Source organism: Niveispirillum sp. CC-CTL257 (genome assembly GCF_059489915.1).
Genome location: NZ_JCAJXE010000001.1, coordinates 1735864 through 1752714, shown reverse-complemented (window position 1 = coordinate 1752714; position 16851 = coordinate 1735864). Strand labels below are relative to the sequence as shown.

General features: G+C 65.0%; 19 protein-coding genes and 1 tRNA gene. 11 read left to right on the top strand and 9 right to left on the bottom strand.

All coding sequences use genetic code 11. The features are described from left to right. Positions 1-11 precede the first annotated feature (11 nt). Positions 12-422 carry a hypothetical protein gene (locus ABC729_RS08390; RefSeq protein WP_495607169.1) on the top strand — a complete coding sequence of 137 codons (411 nt, stop codon included), beginning with the start codon at positions 12-14 and terminating at the stop codon, positions 420-422. A gap of 18 nt (positions 423-440) precedes the next feature. Here the strand turns inward: ABC729_RS08390 and ABC729_RS08385 are convergent, their stop codons facing one another. Both ABC729_RS08385 and ABC729_RS08380 read right to left on the bottom strand, forming a co-directional pair. Next, positions 441-755, bottom strand: coding sequence for a type II toxin-antitoxin system RelE/ParE family toxin (locus ABC729_RS08385; protein ID WP_495607168.1), 315 nt, complete (start codon positions 753-755; stop codon positions 441-443). After that, positions 752-1018, bottom strand: coding sequence for a CopG family ribbon-helix-helix protein (locus ABC729_RS08380; RefSeq protein ID WP_495607167.1), 267 nt, complete (start codon positions 1016-1018; stop codon positions 752-754). Before ABC729_RS08380 ends, ABC729_RS08385 begins: the two co-directional genes overlap by 4 nt. A 423-nt stretch (positions 1019-1441) precedes the next feature. On the opposite strand from ABC729_RS08380, the gene ABC729_RS08375 reads away from it, so the two are divergent. Further along, on the top strand, positions 1442-2338 hold the full coding sequence (locus tag ABC729_RS08375; protein ID WP_495607166.1) for a tetratricopeptide repeat protein: 897 nt from the start codon (positions 1442-1444) through the stop codon (positions 2336-2338). A gap of 70 nt (positions 2339-2408) precedes the next feature. Here ABC729_RS08375 and glmU read toward each other — a convergent pair whose 3' ends face one another. After that, positions 2409-3761, bottom strand: coding sequence for a bifunctional UDP-N-acetylglucosamine diphosphorylase/glucosamine-1-phosphate N-acetyltransferase GlmU (gene glmU, locus ABC729_RS08370; RefSeq protein WP_495607165.1), 1353 nt, complete (start codon positions 3759-3761; stop codon positions 2409-2411). An 86-nt stretch (positions 3762-3847) separates the two neighbouring features. Between glmU and gph the strand changes: the two genes are divergently transcribed. Next, positions 3848-4525, top strand: a complete 678-nt coding sequence (gene gph, locus ABC729_RS08365) for a phosphoglycolate phosphatase (RefSeq protein ID WP_495607164.1) — start codon at positions 3848-3850, stop codon at positions 4523-4525. 3 nt (positions 4526-4528) lie between these two features. Here gph and ABC729_RS08360 read toward each other — a convergent pair whose 3' ends face one another. Next, complete coding sequence (locus ABC729_RS08360) at positions 4529-5329, bottom strand: DUF3108 domain-containing protein (RefSeq protein WP_495607163.1); 801 nt, start codon at positions 5327-5329, stop codon at positions 4529-4531. Positions 5330-5501: 172 nt separating this feature from the next. On the opposite strand from ABC729_RS08360, the gene ABC729_RS08355 reads away from it, so the two are divergent. Further along, positions 5502-5576 (top strand) — tRNA-Val (locus tag ABC729_RS08355). A gap of 74 nt (positions 5577-5650) precedes the next feature. On the opposite strand, the gene ABC729_RS08350 is transcribed toward ABC729_RS08355, so the two are convergent. Next, positions 5651-6190 (bottom strand): thermonuclease family protein, encoded by a 540-nt coding sequence (locus ABC729_RS08350; protein WP_495607162.1) that lies wholly within the window; start codon positions 6188-6190, stop codon positions 5651-5653. Continuing rightward, entirely contained in the window at positions 6187-6906 is a 720-nt protein-coding gene (locus tag ABC729_RS08345; protein WP_495607161.1) for an SOS response-associated peptidase, read from the bottom strand. Before ABC729_RS08345 ends, ABC729_RS08350 begins: the two co-directional genes overlap by 4 nt. A 234-nt stretch (positions 6907-7140) precedes the next feature. Between ABC729_RS08345 and ABC729_RS08340 the strand changes: the two genes are divergently transcribed. From ABC729_RS08340 to gor, 4 genes are all read left to right on the top strand, one after another. Further along, a complete protein-coding gene (locus tag ABC729_RS08340; protein ID WP_495607160.1) occupies positions 7141-7401 on the top strand; it encodes a BrnA antitoxin family protein in 261 nt (86 codons plus the stop codon). Positions 7402-7469: 68 nt separating this feature from the next. Beyond that, on the top strand, positions 7470-9800 hold the full coding sequence (locus ABC729_RS08335) for a xanthine dehydrogenase family protein molybdopterin-binding subunit (protein ID WP_495607159.1): 2331 nt from the start codon (positions 7470-7472) through the stop codon (positions 9798-9800). Positions 9801-9813: 13 nt separating this feature from the next. Then, positions 9814-10596 (top strand): 3'(2'),5'-bisphosphate nucleotidase CysQ, encoded by a 783-nt coding sequence (gene cysQ / locus ABC729_RS08330; RefSeq protein WP_495607158.1) that lies wholly within the window; start codon positions 9814-9816, stop codon positions 10594-10596. A 146-nt stretch (positions 10597-10742) separates the two neighbouring features. Continuing rightward, on the top strand, positions 10743-12110 hold the full coding sequence (gene gor, locus ABC729_RS08325; protein ID WP_495607157.1) for a glutathione-disulfide reductase: 1368 nt from the start codon (positions 10743-10745) through the stop codon (positions 12108-12110). Positions 12111-12369: 259 nt separating this feature from the next. On the opposite strand, the gene rpmE is transcribed toward gor, so the two are convergent. Beyond that, positions 12370-12591, bottom strand: a complete 222-nt coding sequence (gene rpmE, locus ABC729_RS08320; protein WP_102110875.1) for a 50S ribosomal protein L31 — start codon at positions 12589-12591, stop codon at positions 12370-12372. Between the two features lie 211 nt (positions 12592-12802). Here rpmE and ABC729_RS08315 point away from each other — a divergent pair, with 211 nt between their 5' ends. Further along, entirely contained in the window at positions 12803-14590 is a 1788-nt protein-coding gene (locus tag ABC729_RS08315) for an ABC transporter transmembrane domain-containing protein (protein WP_495607156.1), read from the top strand. A 3-nt stretch (positions 14591-14593) separates the two neighbouring features. Here ABC729_RS08315 and ABC729_RS08310 read toward each other — a convergent pair whose 3' ends face one another. Beyond that, on the bottom strand, positions 14594-15184 hold the full coding sequence (locus ABC729_RS08310) for a TetR/AcrR family transcriptional regulator (RefSeq protein ID WP_495607155.1): 591 nt from the start codon (positions 15182-15184) through the stop codon (positions 14594-14596). A 57-nt stretch (positions 15185-15241) separates the two neighbouring features. Here ABC729_RS08310 and ABC729_RS08305 point away from each other — a divergent pair, with 57 nt between their 5' ends. Both ABC729_RS08305 and ABC729_RS08300 read left to right on the top strand, forming a co-directional pair. After that, positions 15242-15688 carry a VOC family protein gene (locus ABC729_RS08305; RefSeq protein WP_495607154.1) on the top strand — a complete coding sequence of 149 codons (447 nt, stop codon included), beginning with the start codon at positions 15242-15244 and terminating at the stop codon, positions 15686-15688. Next, positions 15630-16079: a cupin domain-containing protein gene (locus ABC729_RS08300; RefSeq protein ID WP_495607153.1), complete on the top strand. Its 450-nt coding sequence runs from the start codon at positions 15630-15632 to the stop codon at positions 16077-16079. Before ABC729_RS08305 ends, ABC729_RS08300 begins: the two co-directional genes overlap by 59 nt. 4 nt (positions 16080-16083) lie before the next feature. Here the strand turns inward: ABC729_RS08300 and thiE are convergent, their stop codons facing one another. Then, positions 16084-16710, bottom strand: coding sequence for a thiamine phosphate synthase (thiE, locus tag ABC729_RS08295; protein WP_495607152.1), 627 nt, complete (start codon positions 16708-16710; stop codon positions 16084-16086). Positions 16711-16851: the final 141 nt, after the last annotated feature.

Below are 16851 nucleotides of genomic sequence, written 5' to 3'. Positions count from 1 at the left end.
GAGTGATCATCATGAAGTTCAACGCTGCCACCCTGGCGCTTGCCACGTTTCTGACCTTGGCCCCCGCCGCCGCCTTCGGCCATGCCCCGCCGGTGGGCGTGCATGGCGGGATGCAGGTGCATGCGGGGCCCTTGCACCAGGAACTGGTGATCAAGGACAAGGTCCTGACCGTTTACATGAACACCATGGAAGACAAACCCATCGATACCGCCGGTGCGACCGGCAGCGTCACCCTGTTGATTGACGGCGCCCCGGTGCAGGTGGCACTCGCCCCCGCCGGTCCCAACAGCCTGTCTGGCAAGATCGACCGCGAGGTGCCGGTGGGCACCCGCATCGCCACAATGGTGACGCTGGCCGGCAAGGGGCCGGTGCAGGCGCGGTATGAGTGGAAGCCGGCGGCGGGGGAGCATGCGGGACATTGAGGGGAGGGGCCGCCGCTGTCAGGGCGGCGGCCACTTGTCCTTTTGCCAGTCTCTCGCGGTGTGGATCACGCGCAGAATGACGATCTGTTCACCGCCTCTGGGACTGGCGGAGAGGGTGTAACAAATAATGTAGGGCAGGCCTGCAACTAGCTTTTCCAACGTCCCCGCGATCCGTCCGGGGCGGCCCAGGGAACGTTGGCCCATCGCGTTTCCGGCCGCTCTGATGCTCGACGCGACTTTGAGGGCAGCGGCTGGATTTTCTGCCGCGATATGACGGACAATTGCCGTGAGATCGTTCAGTGCGCTGGGTAACCACTGAACAGGGCGGCTCAATTGCCGCCCCGTGAGGTGATTACTTCTGCAATCGCTGCATCAAGCTGATCCATGGCCTCGTCATGCGGGATTAGTGTGGCCGTTCGCATCTCAACCAAGGCGGCCTCTATTGCCGCTACATCCTGGCTTTCGCGGCACAGGTAGCTTTCGATGGCCTCGGTCAGCAGTGCATCCTGGCTGCGGTGGGTGCGTGCGACCAGGTGCGAAAGCTGGGCTTCCGCCTCTGGCGACAGGTTTACCGTCAATGTCGTACCTTCCGGCATGGGCGGAGATTCCGATATCAGTATCAGAACCGGAGGATAGCATATTCACCCGCTCACCAAAAACACTTCCGACATCGGATGATTTCCCCTTGACGACAGGTCCAACCTGACCCATCTTCATGATGTTGTTTCAACATACTGAAAGGAGGTGATCCGATGTCTCGTTCCACTTTGCGGACCCGCGCGGATCTCTCCGGCATCCGGTCTTTCGCCGGCTGATCGGAAGATGTCCGCTGGCGGGGTCCACCGCCAAAGCGGATCGTCCATGCGCAATCATGGAAGGCAGGGCCGGTTCCCCGGGGGACCGGCCCTGTTTTATGTGGAAAACCGCTGTTGGCGGCCCGTTCCTTGGTTCCGTTTTGCCGGCGGGCTTGCTATCAAGGCCCAAGCATAAGAGTTCCACCAAAAATCCGGGTCCTTTTGATGAATCGCCAAGATCGCCGCCGTCAGCTTTCCGATTTGGCCAAGTCGGATGCGATGTATTCCAGCTTCCCGTCCGATATGCGGGCGGCGACGGAGTTGCATCGTCAGGGCCGTATGAAGGAAGCGGCGGATACGCTGCGCAAGATCACCAAGGTCTATGCCGACCACCCGGATGTGCGCGTCGCCTGGTCCAACCTGGGCGCCACTTTGCAGGGCCTGGGCAAGCTGGACGATGCCGTCACGGCCCTGAAGAAGGCCCGCGCGCTGAAGCCCGATCATCCGCCGCCGCACCACAACCTGGGCATGGCGCTGGCGCAGCAGGGCAAGCTGGACGAGGCCATTGAGAGCCTGCAGCGCGCCTGCGAGCTGGACCCCAATTTCCGTGACGCCTGGGCCGGGCTTGCGCTGGTGCGGGAACAGACGGGCGAGATCCCGCTGGCCGCCGAGGCGTGGCAGCGTGCGGTGCAGGCCGATCCCAACGCGGTGGAGCCGCTGTTCAATTTTGGCAACTGCCTGTTCCGCCTGGGCATGCTGCAAGAAGCGGCCAATGCCTTCCAGGGCTGTCTGGCCCGCCGGCCCAACATGCCGGAAGCCGTCTATGCGCTGGGCCGCGTGCATGAAGAGGCCGGCAGCTTCGACACCGCCGCTGAGGCCTATCTGGCCGCCACCCGCATCGCCCCGCAGGTGGGCCAGGGCCATGCGCAGCTGGCCGGGCTGATCGTGCATATCGCCGGCAGCGATCTGGCCAAGGCGCAGGGCCTTGCCGATACCTATCGCCAGACCCATCCCGACAGCCCCATCGTGCCGCAGCTGTTCGGCCGCCTGGAAGAGATCGCCAAGGCGGCGGCGGATGCACCTGCTGCGGAGCCGGCGGAAGAGGCAAAGGCCGAGGGCTGATCGCTTCACCGAATCATGAGAAAGGGCGGCGTGGAGATGGTCCGCGCCGCCCTTTCTTACATTCGGGTGTTCACTTCTTCTTCGCCTTCAACGCCAGCTTCGCCGCGCGGTAGCGCGATGCCCAGCCGGGCTTTTCTTCCTGCGGGGCGCGGGCAATGGACAGGGCGTCGGGGGCGACATCGCGGGTGACGACGGTGCCCGCTGCTGTGTAGGCACCATCACCCACCGATACCGGGGCGACCAGCGTGGAATGGGTGCCGATGAAGACATCCGACCCAATGCGGGTCCGGTGCTTCAGCACGCCGTCATAATTGCAGGTGATGGTGCCGGCCCCGATATTGGAGCCGCCGCCGACATCGGCGTCGCCCAGATATGTCAGGTGGTTGGCCTTGGCACCGGCCCCGAAAGCCGTGTTCTTCAGTTCCACGAAGTTGCCGATATGGGCCCCCTCACCGACATCGGTGCCGGGGCGCAGGCGGGCATAGGGGCCGATGATGGCGCGGGCCCGGACGATCACGCCCTCCAGATGGCTGAAGGGCTTGATCTCCACCCCATCCTCCACCGTCACGCCGGGGCCGAACACGACATTCTGGCCCACGGTGACGTCGCGGCCCAGGACGGTGTCGGCGGCGAAATAGACGGTGTCGGGGTCCAGCAGGGTGGCGCCATTGGCCATGGCGGCCTGACGCAGGCGGTTCTGGAAAATCTTCTCGATCCCCGCCAGCTCCGCCCGACTGTTGACGCCGGCGGTATCGTCGGTGGGCCCTTCGACCACGGCGCAGGTCCAGCCGTTGCCCCGCGCGACCGCCACGGCATCGGTCAGGTAATATTCGCCCTTGGCATTGTCATTGCCGATGCCGGACAGAAGCGCACCCATGCGCGCCCCGTCAAAGGCCATGAAGCCGGCATTGCAGAGCGTCACGGCGCGTTCATCGGCGCTGGCGTCCAGGAATTCGACAATCTTCTCCAGCCCGCCATCGGTGCCCAGGATCAGGCGGCCATAGGCGCCGGGATCGGCGGGTCGCATGCCCAGTACCACCACCGCCGGGTCGCCGGCACCATTGCGGGCCGCGACCATCTTCGACAGGGTGGCAGCGGTGATCAGGGGCGAGTCGCCGTAAAGCACCAGCACATCACCGCTAAAGCCCGCCAGTTCGCCCAGCGCGGCCTTCACCGCATCGCCGGTGCCCAGCTGATTTTCCTGCACCACGGTGGGGTGCGGGGCGACGGTGGCGGCGACATTGTCCATGCCGGGGCCGACCACCACCACGATCTTTTCCGGCGACAGGCTCTGCGCCGCCGCCACCACATGGCTGACCATGGGCAGGCCCCCCAGCGGGTGCAGCACCTTGGGCAAGGCGGACTTCATGCGCGTACCCTTGCCGGCGGCAAGGATGATGCAGGCGAGCGGGCGATGGGACATGGTGGCGGGCCGCGTGGCAGTTTGTCTAAGCTGGCCCCCTGTATCATACAGACCTTTGTGAAAGCCAAGCGGAAGCGGCAGTGACAATGAGCATCCTGAAACGGTTCCCCGCCCTGATCTTCGATTTCGACGGGACCCTGATCGATAGCGCGCCTGATATCGCCCTGGGTCTGAACCGGCTACTGGTCCAGGAAGGGCGGCGGGAATTGCCGCTGTCGGATGTGCATCTCATGATCGGGGATGGGGCGGGGCGGCTGGTGGAACAGGCCTTTGTCGCCACGGGTGCGGCGCTGACGCCGGAAGAGGCGGGGCCGATGACAGAGCGGTATCTGGCGATCTATGGCGCGCTGCCTGTGGACCGGTCCTGTATCTATCCCGGCGTGGTGGAGACGCTGACCGCCCTGAAGGCGGCCGGGCATCGCCTGGGTCTATGTACCAACAAGCCGGCGGGGATCAGTGTCGATCTGCTGCGTGAGCTGGGGATGGGTGACCTGTTCGATGCGGTGGCGGGCGGGGACAGTGTGGCGCGCAAGAAGCCGCATCCCGACCCGCTGCTGTTCGTTATGGAGCGGCTGGGCGTGGATGCGGGCGGGGCGGTGATGGTGGGCGACAATGCCAATGATGTGGCGGCGGCGCGGGGGGCCGCCGTACCGGTGGTGGCCGTGGCCTATGGCTATCCGCGCATGGCGCTGGAGGCGCTGGGCGCGGACGTGATCATTGACAGGTTCGCGGATTTGCCGGGGGCGCTGGCCCGGTTGGGGTGAGGGTCAACCGGCCTTCACGACAGCCAGATGCACCTTCACGGCGCCCAGCGGGCTGTCCATTTCCAGGCGCACAGGCACGGGCGGGCCGCCGGCGATGGCGGGGGCGATGTAGAGGGTAACAGGCACGTCCTTGCGCTTCGCCCCCTCCCGGTCGCGGTCGCGTTGCCGGTTTTCCTTCCAGCGACCGGCCAGCGGCTTATACTTGACCGAACAGGCGGTGGCAGGGCCGGCATAGACGGACAGGTCCGTTGCCTCCAGCGTGGCCGGCCCTTGCGTCGCGAAGACCAGATCATAGCGTTGCCGCCCGTCATAGACGGGGACGGTGATGTCGCAATCGCCCTTCTTTGCCACCTGATCCAGCACGGCGACGATGGCGGAGACGGGATCGACGGTGCCCAGGCGCAGGTCGGCGGGAACCGGTTCGCGATCCTTCTCCGGCTCCGGGTCGGCGAGCGTCAGGGTGGGGGTGCCGTCGGGCGTGTAATCGACCGTGGTCAGGCGCGGCTGGTCACGCCAACTGCCATGGGCCGTGAACTGACGCGGGCGGGGCAGGGGGCCGGATAGGTGGCCCTGTGCGCGCACATCCGTCTTCCATTGCGCCACCCGGCCCAGGAAACCGTCAGTTTCCATCTTCAGGCCGGCGCGGTAGCCATCGGGCCCCAGTGCCATGTCGGCATTGGCGTCCAGCACATGCACACCACCAATATGGATGCCATAGGTCAGCGACAGATCATCCGCCTTCTGTGCCAGGGCCGGCGAGGTGGAGACCAGAAGGGCCAGTGGCAGGTAGCTCAGGGCGCGCATAGGGTTCGGCCTCCCAATGGTTCTGGTGGCATGCATAGCGGCAATGTGGGTTGGAAAGGCGCGGGCCACAAGGCTTTCGCGGCTTGGGTGGAAAAATTTCCTGATGACGCCGCTTTTTCCCTTTGACAGGCCGCCGCCAACCCCCTAAAACCCCGCTCCACCGACGACGGATGGGCGCGTAGCTCAGCGGGAGAGCATCGCCTTCACACGGCGGGGGTCGCAGGTTCAATCCCTGCCGCGCCCACCATCCTCCGGTTCCTCAAAAAGCCCCTGGCCAAAAGCCGGGGGCTTTTTGCGTTATGGGGCCAGGAGGGGTGGGGTTTACTGTCCCCCCGCCTTCTTCGGCTTGCGCATCTCATCCAGCTTCTGCGTTGTCTGCCGCGACCGCCACAGCCAGGGCGGTTCCACCCGGCCCGCCCAGAGGCCACGGCGGAAGGAGAGGGCACGGGCTTCGATGCCGACATAGTCGAAGCTCAAGGGGCGGTAGGCCAGCGCCATGCCGCGTTCGACCATGGCATAGGCCAGATCATCGCCATTTTCCGCCCGGCAGACGGCCAGTTTCGGCCCCGTGGCGGGCGATTGGCCGCGTGGCGTACACTCAATCTCCCGGTTGTTGATCAGCAGGCTGAGGATGCGAGTCGACATGTCGAAGCAATCATATTGCTGACCGCGCACATTCTCACAAGTTTGGCCCTTGTCGGGCGCGTCGATTCCGAACAGGCGGAATTCCTGGCCCTTGACGGTGACCAGATCGCCCTCCTTGGCGGCCCCCGGCCCCTTGACGGGCGTTTTGTCTGCCTGGGCCAGGGCATCAGGGACCAGAGCCAAGGCCAGCAGGAGTGCCACCAGGACGGACCTCATATCAGGCTTCCCATGGCGGGGGCCGGTGCTGCCCCCGGCTGATAGGGGGCCAGAAGGTCAGCATTGTCGTTGCGCACGGCATTGACCAGCGGCGTGACGGGCCGCAGCACCAGCGCACCCGCCGCCGGTGCCCGCATCATTCCATGGCGGGCAATCTCCGGCGTGTCGGGCGACAGCCAGTTCGCCAGGGCGGCATCATCCATCAGCATCACAGGCGTGCGTTCATGGATCACCGCCATCTCATCATTGGCGGGGGCGGTCAGGATGCAGCAGGTGAAGAGCGGCCCGTCATCGCCGCCGCGCCAGATGTCCCACAAGGCGGCGAAGCCCATGGGGCGGCCATCGGCATGGGACACGTACCAGGGCTGCTTGCGGTCGCCCTTCTGCGGCCATTCATAGAAGCCGTCGGCGGGTATCACGGCCCGCCGCTTCTGCCAGGCCTCGCGAAAGCTGGGCTTGTCGGCAGCACTTTCGCTGCGGGCATTGATCATGCGGGCGGCACCTGTGGCATCATCGGCCCAGGAGGGGACTAGGCCCCAGCGCATGGCGGTCACCGTGCGGGCACCGGAGCGGTCCAGCCCGATGACGCCGATTTCGGCGGTCGGCGCGATGTTGAAGCGTGGGTCCAGCAGGCGGGGCGGCAGGTCGGACCGCAGCCGCGCGTCAAACGCGTCCGCCAGATCCTTCAGGTTCTTCTGCACAAACCGCCCGCACATGCCCGGCCATCACCCATTCTGTTCTAGCGGTTCAGTCTACAGTCCCCGGCCCCGGCCCGGAAGCGGGGTTAACACCTTTGCCCCCTTGTCCGCCCGACAGGCGTTTCCAATATGAACCGTGAAGGATTGGTCACAATGAGGTCACAGGGCGGACCCGGAACCTTCCTTTATCTTTTCCGTTGGGGCGACAGGGGCATCAACAGGCTGGCCGGGAGGGCCGGCGGGAGAAGGCACATGTCATTTCCAGGCGGAATGCTGATCACACCGGCCGAACGCGCGGCCCTGCTGGGCCTGGACCGGCCCGAAACGGTGACCACGGCCAGCCTTTGGCGGCCAAGTCGCCCGCGCGGCGTGGAACGGCGGGTGGTGAGTTTGCGGCTGGATGGCGATCTGGTTGACTGGTTCCGCCGCCATGGCGGCGGCGACCGCGCCATGGCGGCCCGCATCAACACGGCCCTGCGCGCCTATATGGCCGACCATGATGATGGGGAGTGACCGGGAAGGTTGCTCCCGCCGCGCCATCCCCTATGATCGGGCGATCCTTCGGCCAGGAGCGTTCGCCCATGACCAAGTTCGGTATCGGACAGCCCGTCCCGCGTAGTGAAGATACAAGGCTGCTGCGTGGGGCCGGTCGTTACACGGATGATGTACGCATGCCCGGCCAGAAGGTCGGCTATGTCCTGCGCAGCCCGCATGCCCATGCCGCCATCCTGTCCATCGATACCGACGATGCCGCCTCCATGCCCGGCATCCACGCCATCTTCACCGCCGCCGACCTGAAACAGGCAGGCATCAAGGATATTCCCTGTGTCGTGCCGCTGCGCGTGCGGGCGGGCACCACCCTGCATATGAAGCACCGGCCCGTCCTGGCCGATGGCTTCGTGCGTCATGTGGGGGAGCCGGTGGCCTTCATCGTGGCCGACAGCCTGTATGAGGCGATGGACGCCGCCGATGCGGTGATGGTCGATTACGACATGCTGGACGCCGTGGCCGATACCGCCGCCGCCATGACCCATACGGCACAGGTGCATGGCGATGTGCCCGCCAACACGGCCTATGACTGGGAAAAGGGGAACCGGGCGGCGACGGAGGAGGCCTTTGCCAGGGCCGCGCGCGTTATCCGCCTGGACCTGATCAATAACCGCCTGTCGGCCAACCCGCTGGAGGGGCGGGCCTGCATCGCCGACCATGATGCCGGGGCCGATATCACCCGCCTGACTGTGGGCAGCCAGGGCGTGCATGACATGCGCGACATGCTGGCCGATGTGTTTGGGGAGGATGCGGCCCGATTCCATGTGCTGACGCATGAGGTGGGCGGCGGATTCGGGATGAAGCTGTTCTGCTATCCCGAATATGTGCTGGCCTGCTTTGCCGCACGCAAGGTGGGCGCGCCGGTGGCGTGGACCAGCAGCCGGGCGGAGGCGTTCCTGTCCGATGATCATGGCCGCGACAATGTCAGTGTGGCCGAATTGGCGCTGGACGCTGATGGCCGCATCCTGGGCCTGCGCGCTGATATCATCGCCAATATGGGCGCGTATCTGTCGAACTACGCCACCTATATCCAGACCGATGGCCAGACCAAGATGCTGTCGGGCGTCTATACCATCCCCGCGATCTATGCCCGCGTGCGCGGCGTCTATACGCACACGCAGCCTGTGGATGCCTATCGCGGCGCGGGACGGCCAGAGGCGGCCTATCTGGTCGAAAGGTTGATCGACAAGGCGGCGCGGGAGATCGGGCAGGACCCGGCGGCATTTCGCCGCCTGAACATGATCCCGGCATCTGCCATGCCCTATCGAACCCCCATGGGCCATGTCTATGACAGCGGGGATTTCGCCGGCACGCTGGACGCAGCATTGGAACGCGCCGACAGGGCGGGGTTTCCGGCACGCCGGGCCAGGGCGCGCGAACAGGGCCGCCTGCTGGGCCTGGGTATCGCCACCTATATTGAGGCCTGTTCCGGCGGCGCACCGGAGGCGGCGGAATTGCTGGTGAAGGCTGATGGCTCCGTCCTGCTGCTGATCGGCACACAATCGAACGGGCAGGGGCATGAGACGGCCTATAAACAGGTCATCGCGGACGTTTTGGGCATTGCGCCTGACGCCATTGCCATGGTGCAGGGTGACAGCCAGCGCGTGAAGACCGGTGGTGGCACCGGCGGGTCGCGGTCCATCCCCACGGGTGGGGCCGCCGTGCGCGACGGGGCGACGGATGTCATCAGTCAGGCCCGGCCCGTGGCGGCAAGGCTGCTGGAGGCGGATGAGGATGCCTTGCTGTTTGAGGTGACGGACGCGGGCGGGGGCTTTGCCGTCGCCGGTTCCAACCGTTTCGTGCCATTCGCGGAGGTGGCGGCAGCGGCCACGCCGGACGCAGACGGCCATGTCTTTCGGGGTATGGGCAAGTACAGCCCACCGTCAAACACCTTTCCCAATGGCACGCATATCGTTGAAATCTCGGTCGAGATTGATACGGGCGTGCCGCGTATCGAACGCTATACGGTGGTCGATGATTTCGGCACGGTGCTGAACCCCCTGCTGCTGGAAGGTCAGGTGCATGGCGGCATCGCACAGGGGATGGGGCAGGCGCTGCTGGAACTGATCCGTTTTGATACGAATTCGGGGCAGTTGCTGACCGGGTCCTTCATGGATTACGCCATGCCGCGCGCTGACCATCTGCCCATGATCGATTTCAGCCTGCGGCCCGTGCCGTGCGCCACCAACCCGCTGGGCCTGAAAGGGGCGGGGGAGGCGGGGGCCATCGGGGCCTGTCCCGCCATTATCAATGCCCTGGTCGATGCACTGGCCGATCATGGCGTTACCCATGTCGATATGCCGGCCACGGCACCGGTGCTGTGGCACCTGATCCATTCCAAGAAGGCCGCGCAGGCGGCGTGATGAGAGTTTGAGAATGCTGTCTTCCGAAGAACTGGCGGCCCTGCTGCCCGCCGTGCGCGCCGCTGCTGAACGGGCGTCTGCCGCCATCCTGCGCCATTATGAGGCAGGGGCGGAGGCAACCCAGAAGGCCGATGGCAGCCCGGTCACCGCCGCCGATAATGATGCCGACGCCATCATCCTGGCCGCATTGCGCCAACTGACACCCACCATTCCGGTTGTGACGGAGGAGGAGGTGTCGGCGGGCCGCATCCCGGATATCAGTGCCGGCACCTTCTGGCTGGTCGATCCGTTGGACGGGACCAAGGAATTCATCAAACGCAATGGCGAGTTCACGGTGAATATCGCCCTGATCCAGGGTGGCGCGCCGGCGCTGGGCGTGGTGATGCTGCCGGTCGGGGGCACGATCTATGCCGCTGCCGGCCCTGGCACGGCGGTGCGTGGCGGGGCGGGGCAGAAGGATGAGCCGATCCAGGTTCGCCCCGTGCCGGCGGCGGGCCTGACCGTCCTCACATCGCGCAGCCATGCCGATGATGCGGCGGTGGAGGAGTTCCTGACCGGTCGCCGCGTGGCGGCACGGGTGGCGGCGGGCAGTTCGCTGAAATTCTGCCGTGTGGCCGAAGGGGTGGGGGATGTCTATCCGCGCCTTGGCCCCACCTGTGAGTGGGATATCGCGGCGGGGCATGCCGTCCTGATCGGGGCGGGCGGGTCGCTGACCCTGCTGGAGGGTGAGGCTTTCCCCTATGGCAAGGCCCCGGACTTCCGCAACCCGCATTTCGTGGCCTGGGGTGGGGTGTGACGTCTGTCGCATGCGGGCCTTCGCCCTTATGCGACCTACAACAACATCGTAGGTCGCATAAGCGCAGCGCATGCGACATGACCTTGCCCAAGCCGCTTCCGGCCTCCCATATCTCCTGAACCGACCCATCCACAGGAACCACACCCATGTCCCAGTATGATTTCGACCTTTTCACCATCGGCGCCGGCTCTGGCGGGGTGCGGGCGTCGCGCATTGCGGCGGGGCATGGGGCGCGGGTGGCGGTGGCGGAGGAACGCTATTTCGGCGGGACCTGCGTCAATGTCGGCTGTGTACCGAAAAAGCTGCTGGTCTATGGCGCCGAATATGGTCAGGCCTTTGCCGATGCCGCCGGGTTCGGGTGGAGTGCCGATAATGTCCGCCATGACTGGAGCGCCCTGATCGCTGCCAAGGACACGGAGATCAACCGGCTGAATGGCATCTATCGCCGCCTGCTGGAAGGTGCTGGCGTCACCATCTATGAGGGCCGCGCCACCATCGTGGATGCCCACACGGTGGAGGTGAATGGCAGCCGTGTGACGGCAGAGCGCATCCTGATCGCCACCGGCGGCTGGCCGGAACTGCCGGAACAGCCGGGAGCCAGGGAATATGGCATCACCTCCAACGAGGTCTTTTATCTGAAGGAGTTTCCGCGCCGTGTCGTGGTGGCGGGCGGCGGCTATATCGCGCTGGAATTTGCCAGCCTGTTCAATGGCCTGGGTGCCAAGGTGACGCAACTGTATCGGGGTGGTCAGATCCTGCGCGGTTTTGACAAGGATGTGCGCGATTTCGTGGCGGATGAGGTGCGCAAGGCCGGCATCGACCTGAAACTGAACATCATCATCAGCCGGATTGAGAAGGTGGAAGGCGGCCTGATCGCGCATCTGTCGGACGGCAGCAGCCTGGAATGCGATGCGGTGGTCTATGCCATCGGGCGCAAGCCCATGTCCTATGGCCTGGGCCTGGAGAATGTGGGCGTGGAGACGGACAAGGCCGGGGCCATCACGGTCAATGACCAGTATCAGACCTCGGTTCCCTCCATCTATGCCCTGGGCGATGTCACCAACCGCGTGAACCTGACGCCGGTGGCCCTGGCGGAGGGGCATGTGCTGGCCGACCGCCTGTATGGCAATCGCCCGCGGGATGTGAATTACGACAATATCCCCACCGCCGTCTTCTCCATCCCCCCCGTTGCCACGGTCGGCATTACGGAGGAGCAGGCCCGCGCCACCCTGCCCGGTGGCGTTGATATCTACCGCACCAACTTCAAGCCGATGCGCCATCAGCTGTCAGGCCGCGATCAGCGCACCTTCATGAAGCTGGCCGTGGACCGAGCCACGCAGAAGGTGGTGGGTTGTCACATGGTGGGCACCGACACGCCGGAAATGATCCAGGGCATCGCCGTCGCCATGAATGCCGGGGCCACCAAGCAGGTGTTCGACAATACCATCGGCCTGCACCCGACAGCGGCGGAGGAGTTCGTGACGATGCGGACGAAGGTGCCGGACCCGGCGTGAGGGGAGGGCTTACTGGAAGCCCCCTGTCGTCATCCCGGCGAAAGCCGGGAACCAGCGCATAGCGGCGTCTGCCGCGACATGAGCCATATCGGCGCTAAACGCGCCTCACCCTGGGTCCCGGCTTTCGCCGGGATGACGATCAGGTGTGGTAGCAGTTGACGGAAATACGCTGAACCTGACCGACGGCAAAATCCCAAACACAAAAAGCGCCGCCAGGATGCCCCGGCGGCGCTTTTCGTTTGCCTTGCGGCCAAGCTGCTTACTTCAGGCCGAAGCTCTGGAAGCGCTTGTTGAACTTGGCGATCTGGCCGCCGGTGTCCAGCAGCTTCTGCACGCCCGTCCAGGCCGGGTGGGACTTCGGATCGATGTCCAGACGCAGCGTGTCGCCGGCCTTACCCATGGTGGTACGGGTCTTGAAAGAGGTACCGTCGGTCATGACAACGGTGATCTCGTGGTAGTCGGGGTGGATATCAGGCTTCATGGTCCGCAGTCCCTAAATCGAAGCCGCGCTTATATACAAAGCCCGGGGTTAAGGCAACCCCATCCCACCCTGCAAGGACGCAGGGCTGGGCTGATCACATTCGGCGCGGCAGCTATGTCAACGGGGCGTTGTTATTGCCCTGACGCGGCCATGCGGTTACCACGGGATGGCGTGGATTTCCACCCGCTTTCTCACTTGCGGAGCAACTTCCTTGGTCTTTCGTGACAGCAGCGCCGAACGTACCGCCCCCGAAGGCCGCCAGCGCCGCGATTTGAAGCCATTGCGCATGCTTTGGCCCTTTCTGAAGCCCTATCGCGCCCGGATCGCCGGCGCTACGGCGGCGCTTGTGGTGGCGGCGGGCACGGTTCTGGGCCTGGGCCAAGGGTTGAAGGCGCTGGTTGATCGTGGATTCGCGGCGGGGAATGCCGATCTGCTGAACCAGGCGCTGCTGGTGCTGCTGGTCGTCATCCTGCTTCTGGGCGTCTCCACCTTCAGCCGATTCTACCTTGTCTCCTGGATCGGGGAGCGGGTGGTGGCTGATATCAGGCGCAAGGTGTTCGACCATCTGGTCACGATGTCGCCCGCCTTTTTCGAGACGACGAAGACGGGCGAGATCCTGTCGCGCCTGACCACTGACACCACCTTGCTGCAACAGGTGATCGGCACCAGCGTGTCCATCGCGCTGCGCAACTCCCTGATGCTGGTGGGCGGGCTGGCCCTGCTGCTGCTGACCAGCCCGAAACTGACGGGTCTGGTGCTGCTGGTGGTGCCGCTGGTGGTGGCGCCCATCGTGATCTTCGGGCGCAAGGTTCGCACCCTGTCGCGCGCCAGCCAGGATGCGGTCGCCAATATCGGCACGCGCGTGGATGAGGTGCTGGGCGGTATCCGCACGGTGCAGGCCTTTGGCCGCGAACCGCTGGAGATCGACCGGTTTGCCGGATCGGTGGAGGATACGGTGACGGTGTCGCTGCGCCGCATCCGGGCGCGATCCTGGCTGACCATGCTGGTCATCATGCTGGTGTTCGGGGCCATCGGCACCGTCCTGTGGATCGGTGGACATGATGTCATCGCGGGCCGGATCAGCGGCGGGCAGCTGTCGGCCTTCATCTTCTATGCCGTCATGGTGGCGGGGGCGGTGGGTGCCCTGTCGGAAGTGGCCAGCGATCTGGCCAATGCCGCCGGGGCTACCGAACGGCTGTTCGACCTGCTGTCCAAGGTGCCGGATATCCGCGCCCCCGCCCATCCGCTGCCGTTGCCCACACCCACGATGGGGGAGGTGCGGTTTGACGGGGTGCGGTTCAACTACCCCTCCCGGCCCAAAGATAGCGCGCTGGATGGCCTGACCCTCACTGTCCGTCCGGGGGAGCGCGTGGCCCTGGTCGGCCCGTCGGGGGCCGGGAAGACGACGATTTTCCAGCTGCTGCTGCGATTCTATGACCCGCAGGAGGGGTCGGTGCGGCTCGACGGCGTGGATATCGCGCAGGCCACCCCCGCCGATCTGCGGTCACGCATCGGCATCGTGCAGCAGGATTCGGTGATCTTTTCTGCCAGCGCCCTGGAGAATATCCGCTATGGCCGCCCGGAGGCGAGCGATGCCGACGTGCGGGCCGCCGCCGCAGCTGCCCATGCGCTGGACTTCATCCAGGCGATGCCCGAGGGATTCGATACGTTCCTGGGCGAAAAGGGCGTGCGCCTGTCGGGCGGACAGCGTCAGCGTATTGCCATTGCCCGCGCCATCCTGCGCGACGCGCCCGTGCTGCTGCTGGATGAAGCCACCTCCGCGCTGGACGCCGAAAGCGAACGGGTGGTGCAGGAAGCGCTGGAAACCCTGATGAAGGATCGCACCACCCTGATCATCGCCCACCGCCTGGCCACCGTCGTCAATGCCGACCGCATTCTCGTGCTGGAGGGCGGCCGGGTGGTGGAGGAGGGGACGCATGAGGAATTGCTGCGCCGGGAGGGGCTTTATGCCCGACTGGCGGCGTTGCAGTTCGCATAATGGTCAGGGGTTTGGGGCGGTCAGGATGGTGACGGCGTTTTCGGCCAACCGCTCCGCGAAGGCCGCGTTCAAAGGCTGGTGCCCTGCCAGGATGCGGTAAAAGACGGGGCCGTAGACCATATCCAATAGGGTTTCAATCTCCACCGGCGGCGGGATTTCACCGCGCCGTGTGGCGTCAATGATCAGGGTTCGCCCCGCCTCCCGGCTGGACAGGATGACCCGGTTCCGGAAGGCCCGCGTCATTTCGCTTTCCGGGTCGGCAGCGGCCAGCGTCATGGCGATCTGCCGGCCGCGTGTGGTGGCAAAGGCCTTGACCAGCGCCTGCATCTGCGCCGTCAGTGCCGCTTTCAGGCCTGTCTCCCCGCCTGCCTGTACCAACGGCACCCCATCGATCAGGGCCGCCATGGCCAGCTCACAGGCATTGGTCCAGTTGCGGTAGAGGGTTGCCTTGCCCACGCCTGAACGGGCGGCCACAGCCTCCACCGTCAAACGGCCAAACCCTTCCTCCATCAGGATCGCATGGGCCGCCGCCAGGGCCTTTTCCCGGGCGGCGGTGCTGGGCGGGCGACCGCGTGGCTTTGCATCATTCATCATTGACTCATTTCGAAACGAAACGTATCGTAATTAAAATTAAACGACAGCAGGTGGAAAATGTCCAGCATCACGGCGGTTATGCCCTATTTCACGGTGAAGAATGCCTCTGCGGCCATCGATTTCTACTGCCGCGCCTTTGGGGCGGTGGAGATTTTCCGGATGACCGATCCCATGGATGGTCGCGTCGGCCACGCCGAGCTGCGCCTGGGGGACAGCACCATCATGCTGTCGGACGAATATCCCGATTTCGGCGCGCTGAGTCCCGATACGGTCGGTGGTACGCCAGTCACGCTGTATCTGGTCACCAAGGCGGTGGATGAGGATCTGGCGCGCGCGGCGGAGGCCGGGGCGATGGTTATCCGGGCCGCCGCGAACCAGAGCTTTGGCGAACGCAGCGCCATGATCATGGACCCGTTCGGCCATCGCTGGATGCTGTCCCAGACCATTGAACAGGTCAGCCCGGAAGAGATGCAGCGCCGCTGGAACCAGGAGACAGGGGCATGAGCGAGCCGACATCATCGCCCTTCCGCCCGGCGGCGGTCGCCGCTATGCCCTGGGGGACGGGCTGACGGCCCTGTTCCTGGCAGATGAGGCTGAGACGGCGGCTGGCTATTCCATCTCGCAATGGTGGATGGAACCGGGCCAGCCGGAAATCGGCGCCCATGCGCATGCGGAGAATGACGAGATTTTCTACGTCCTGGCCGGGACGCCGGAAATCCTGATCGGCGCGGATTGGCGACGCTTTGCCACCGGATCCTTCGTGCGTATCCCACCCGGTATCGACCATGATTTCCGCAATCCGGGCATCGATCGTGCCTGTCTGCTGAACCTGTTCATTCCCGGCGGTTTTGAACGGCGGATGCCCGCCATCGTGGACTGGTTCGCCAACCGCTGAGGGATCACGCCCCCGCGATCACCTTGTTGAAGGCCTTCACGGCGGCGGCGGCACCATCGGTATGGTTCCAGACCCCGCCGCTGACGGCCAGGAAATCGGCCCCGGCATCGATCAACACGGCACAATTCTCCACCGTGATGCCGCCGATGGCGACGCAGGGTACTTCCATCATTTCCTGCCACCAGGACAGAATCTCCGGCTCGGCCCGCGCCTTGGGGTCCTTGGTGGTGGTGTCGAAGAAAGCACCGAAGGCGACGTAGTCCGCCCCATCCTCCCCCGCCACCATGGCCAGATGCCGGCTGTCATGGCAGGTGACGCCGACGATGGCGTCGCGGCCCATGATCTTGCGCGCCTGGGCATAGGGCGTATCTTCCTGCCCCACATGCACGCCGTCACAGCCGCCGGCAGCGGCCAGGTCGGGGCGGTCATTCAGGATGAAGGCCACCTCCCGACTTTGCACCACGGGGCGCAGGGCGTCGATGGCGCGGCGCACCACATCATCGCCGATATCCTTCAACCGCAACTGCACGCATGCCACATCGCCCGCATCCAGCGCCGAGGCCAGCAGGGCAGGAAAGGTAGCAAGGTCAATCTTGGGCGGGGTGATCAGATACAGGCGGCAGTCGGACATGGTTTTCTCTGAACGATAAAGAAAAAGGCCCGGCGGGTTGAACCACGCCGGGCCCCTTAACGGGCACTATATAGCAAGGGTCAATGCACTTGACCCTTGCTATCCACGCCGGGCGGCGCAGAAGGTAACAAGGGCCAACCC

Coding starts and splice junctions, on each gene's coding strand:
- rpmE (WP_102110875.1), bottom strand. CDS start 12,591: ATGAAGCCTGATATCCACCCCGACTACCACGAGATCACCGTTGTCATG.
- ABC729_RS08350 (WP_495607162.1), bottom strand. CDS start 6,190: ATGAGGTCCGTCCTGGTGGCACTCCTGCTGGCCTTGGCTCTGGTCCCT.
- ABC729_RS08345 (WP_495607161.1), bottom strand. CDS start 6,906: ATGTGCGGGCGGTTTGTGCAGAAGAACCTGAAGGATCTGGCGGACGCG.
- gph (WP_495607164.1), top strand. CDS start 3,848: ATGAGCATCCTGAAACGGTTCCCCGCCCTGATCTTCGATTTCGACGGG.
- ABC729_RS08340 (WP_495607160.1), top strand. CDS start 7,141: ATGTCATTTCCAGGCGGAATGCTGATCACACCGGCCGAACGCGCGGCC.
- ABC729_RS08380 (WP_495607167.1), bottom strand. CDS start 1,018: ATGCCGGAAGGTACGACATTGACGGTAAACCTGTCGCCAGAGGCGGAA.
- cysQ (WP_495607158.1), top strand. CDS start 9,814: ATGCTGTCTTCCGAAGAACTGGCGGCCCTGCTGCCCGCCGTGCGCGCC.
- glmU (WP_495607165.1), bottom strand. CDS start 3,761: ATGTCCCATCGCCCGCTCGCCTGCATCATCCTTGCCGCCGGCAAGGGT.
- thiE (WP_495607152.1), bottom strand. CDS start 16,710: ATGTCCGACTGCCGCCTGTATCTGATCACCCCGCCCAAGATTGACCTT.
- ABC729_RS08360 (WP_495607163.1), bottom strand. CDS start 5,329: ATGCGCGCCCTGAGCTACCTGCCACTGGCCCTTCTGGTCTCCACCTCG.
- ABC729_RS08335 (WP_495607159.1), top strand. CDS start 7,470: ATGACCAAGTTCGGTATCGGACAGCCCGTCCCGCGTAGTGAAGATACA.
- gor (WP_495607157.1), top strand. CDS start 10,743: ATGTCCCAGTATGATTTCGACCTTTTCACCATCGGCGCCGGCTCTGGC.
- ABC729_RS08305 (WP_495607154.1), top strand. CDS start 15,242: ATGTCCAGCATCACGGCGGTTATGCCCTATTTCACGGTGAAGAATGCC.
- ABC729_RS08375 (WP_495607166.1), top strand. CDS start 1,442: ATGAATCGCCAAGATCGCCGCCGTCAGCTTTCCGATTTGGCCAAGTCG.
- ABC729_RS08310 (WP_495607155.1), bottom strand. CDS start 15,184: ATGATGAATGATGCAAAGCCACGCGGTCGCCCGCCCAGCACCGCCGCC.
- ABC729_RS08390 (WP_495607169.1), top strand. CDS start 12: ATGAAGTTCAACGCTGCCACCCTGGCGCTTGCCACGTTTCTGACCTTG.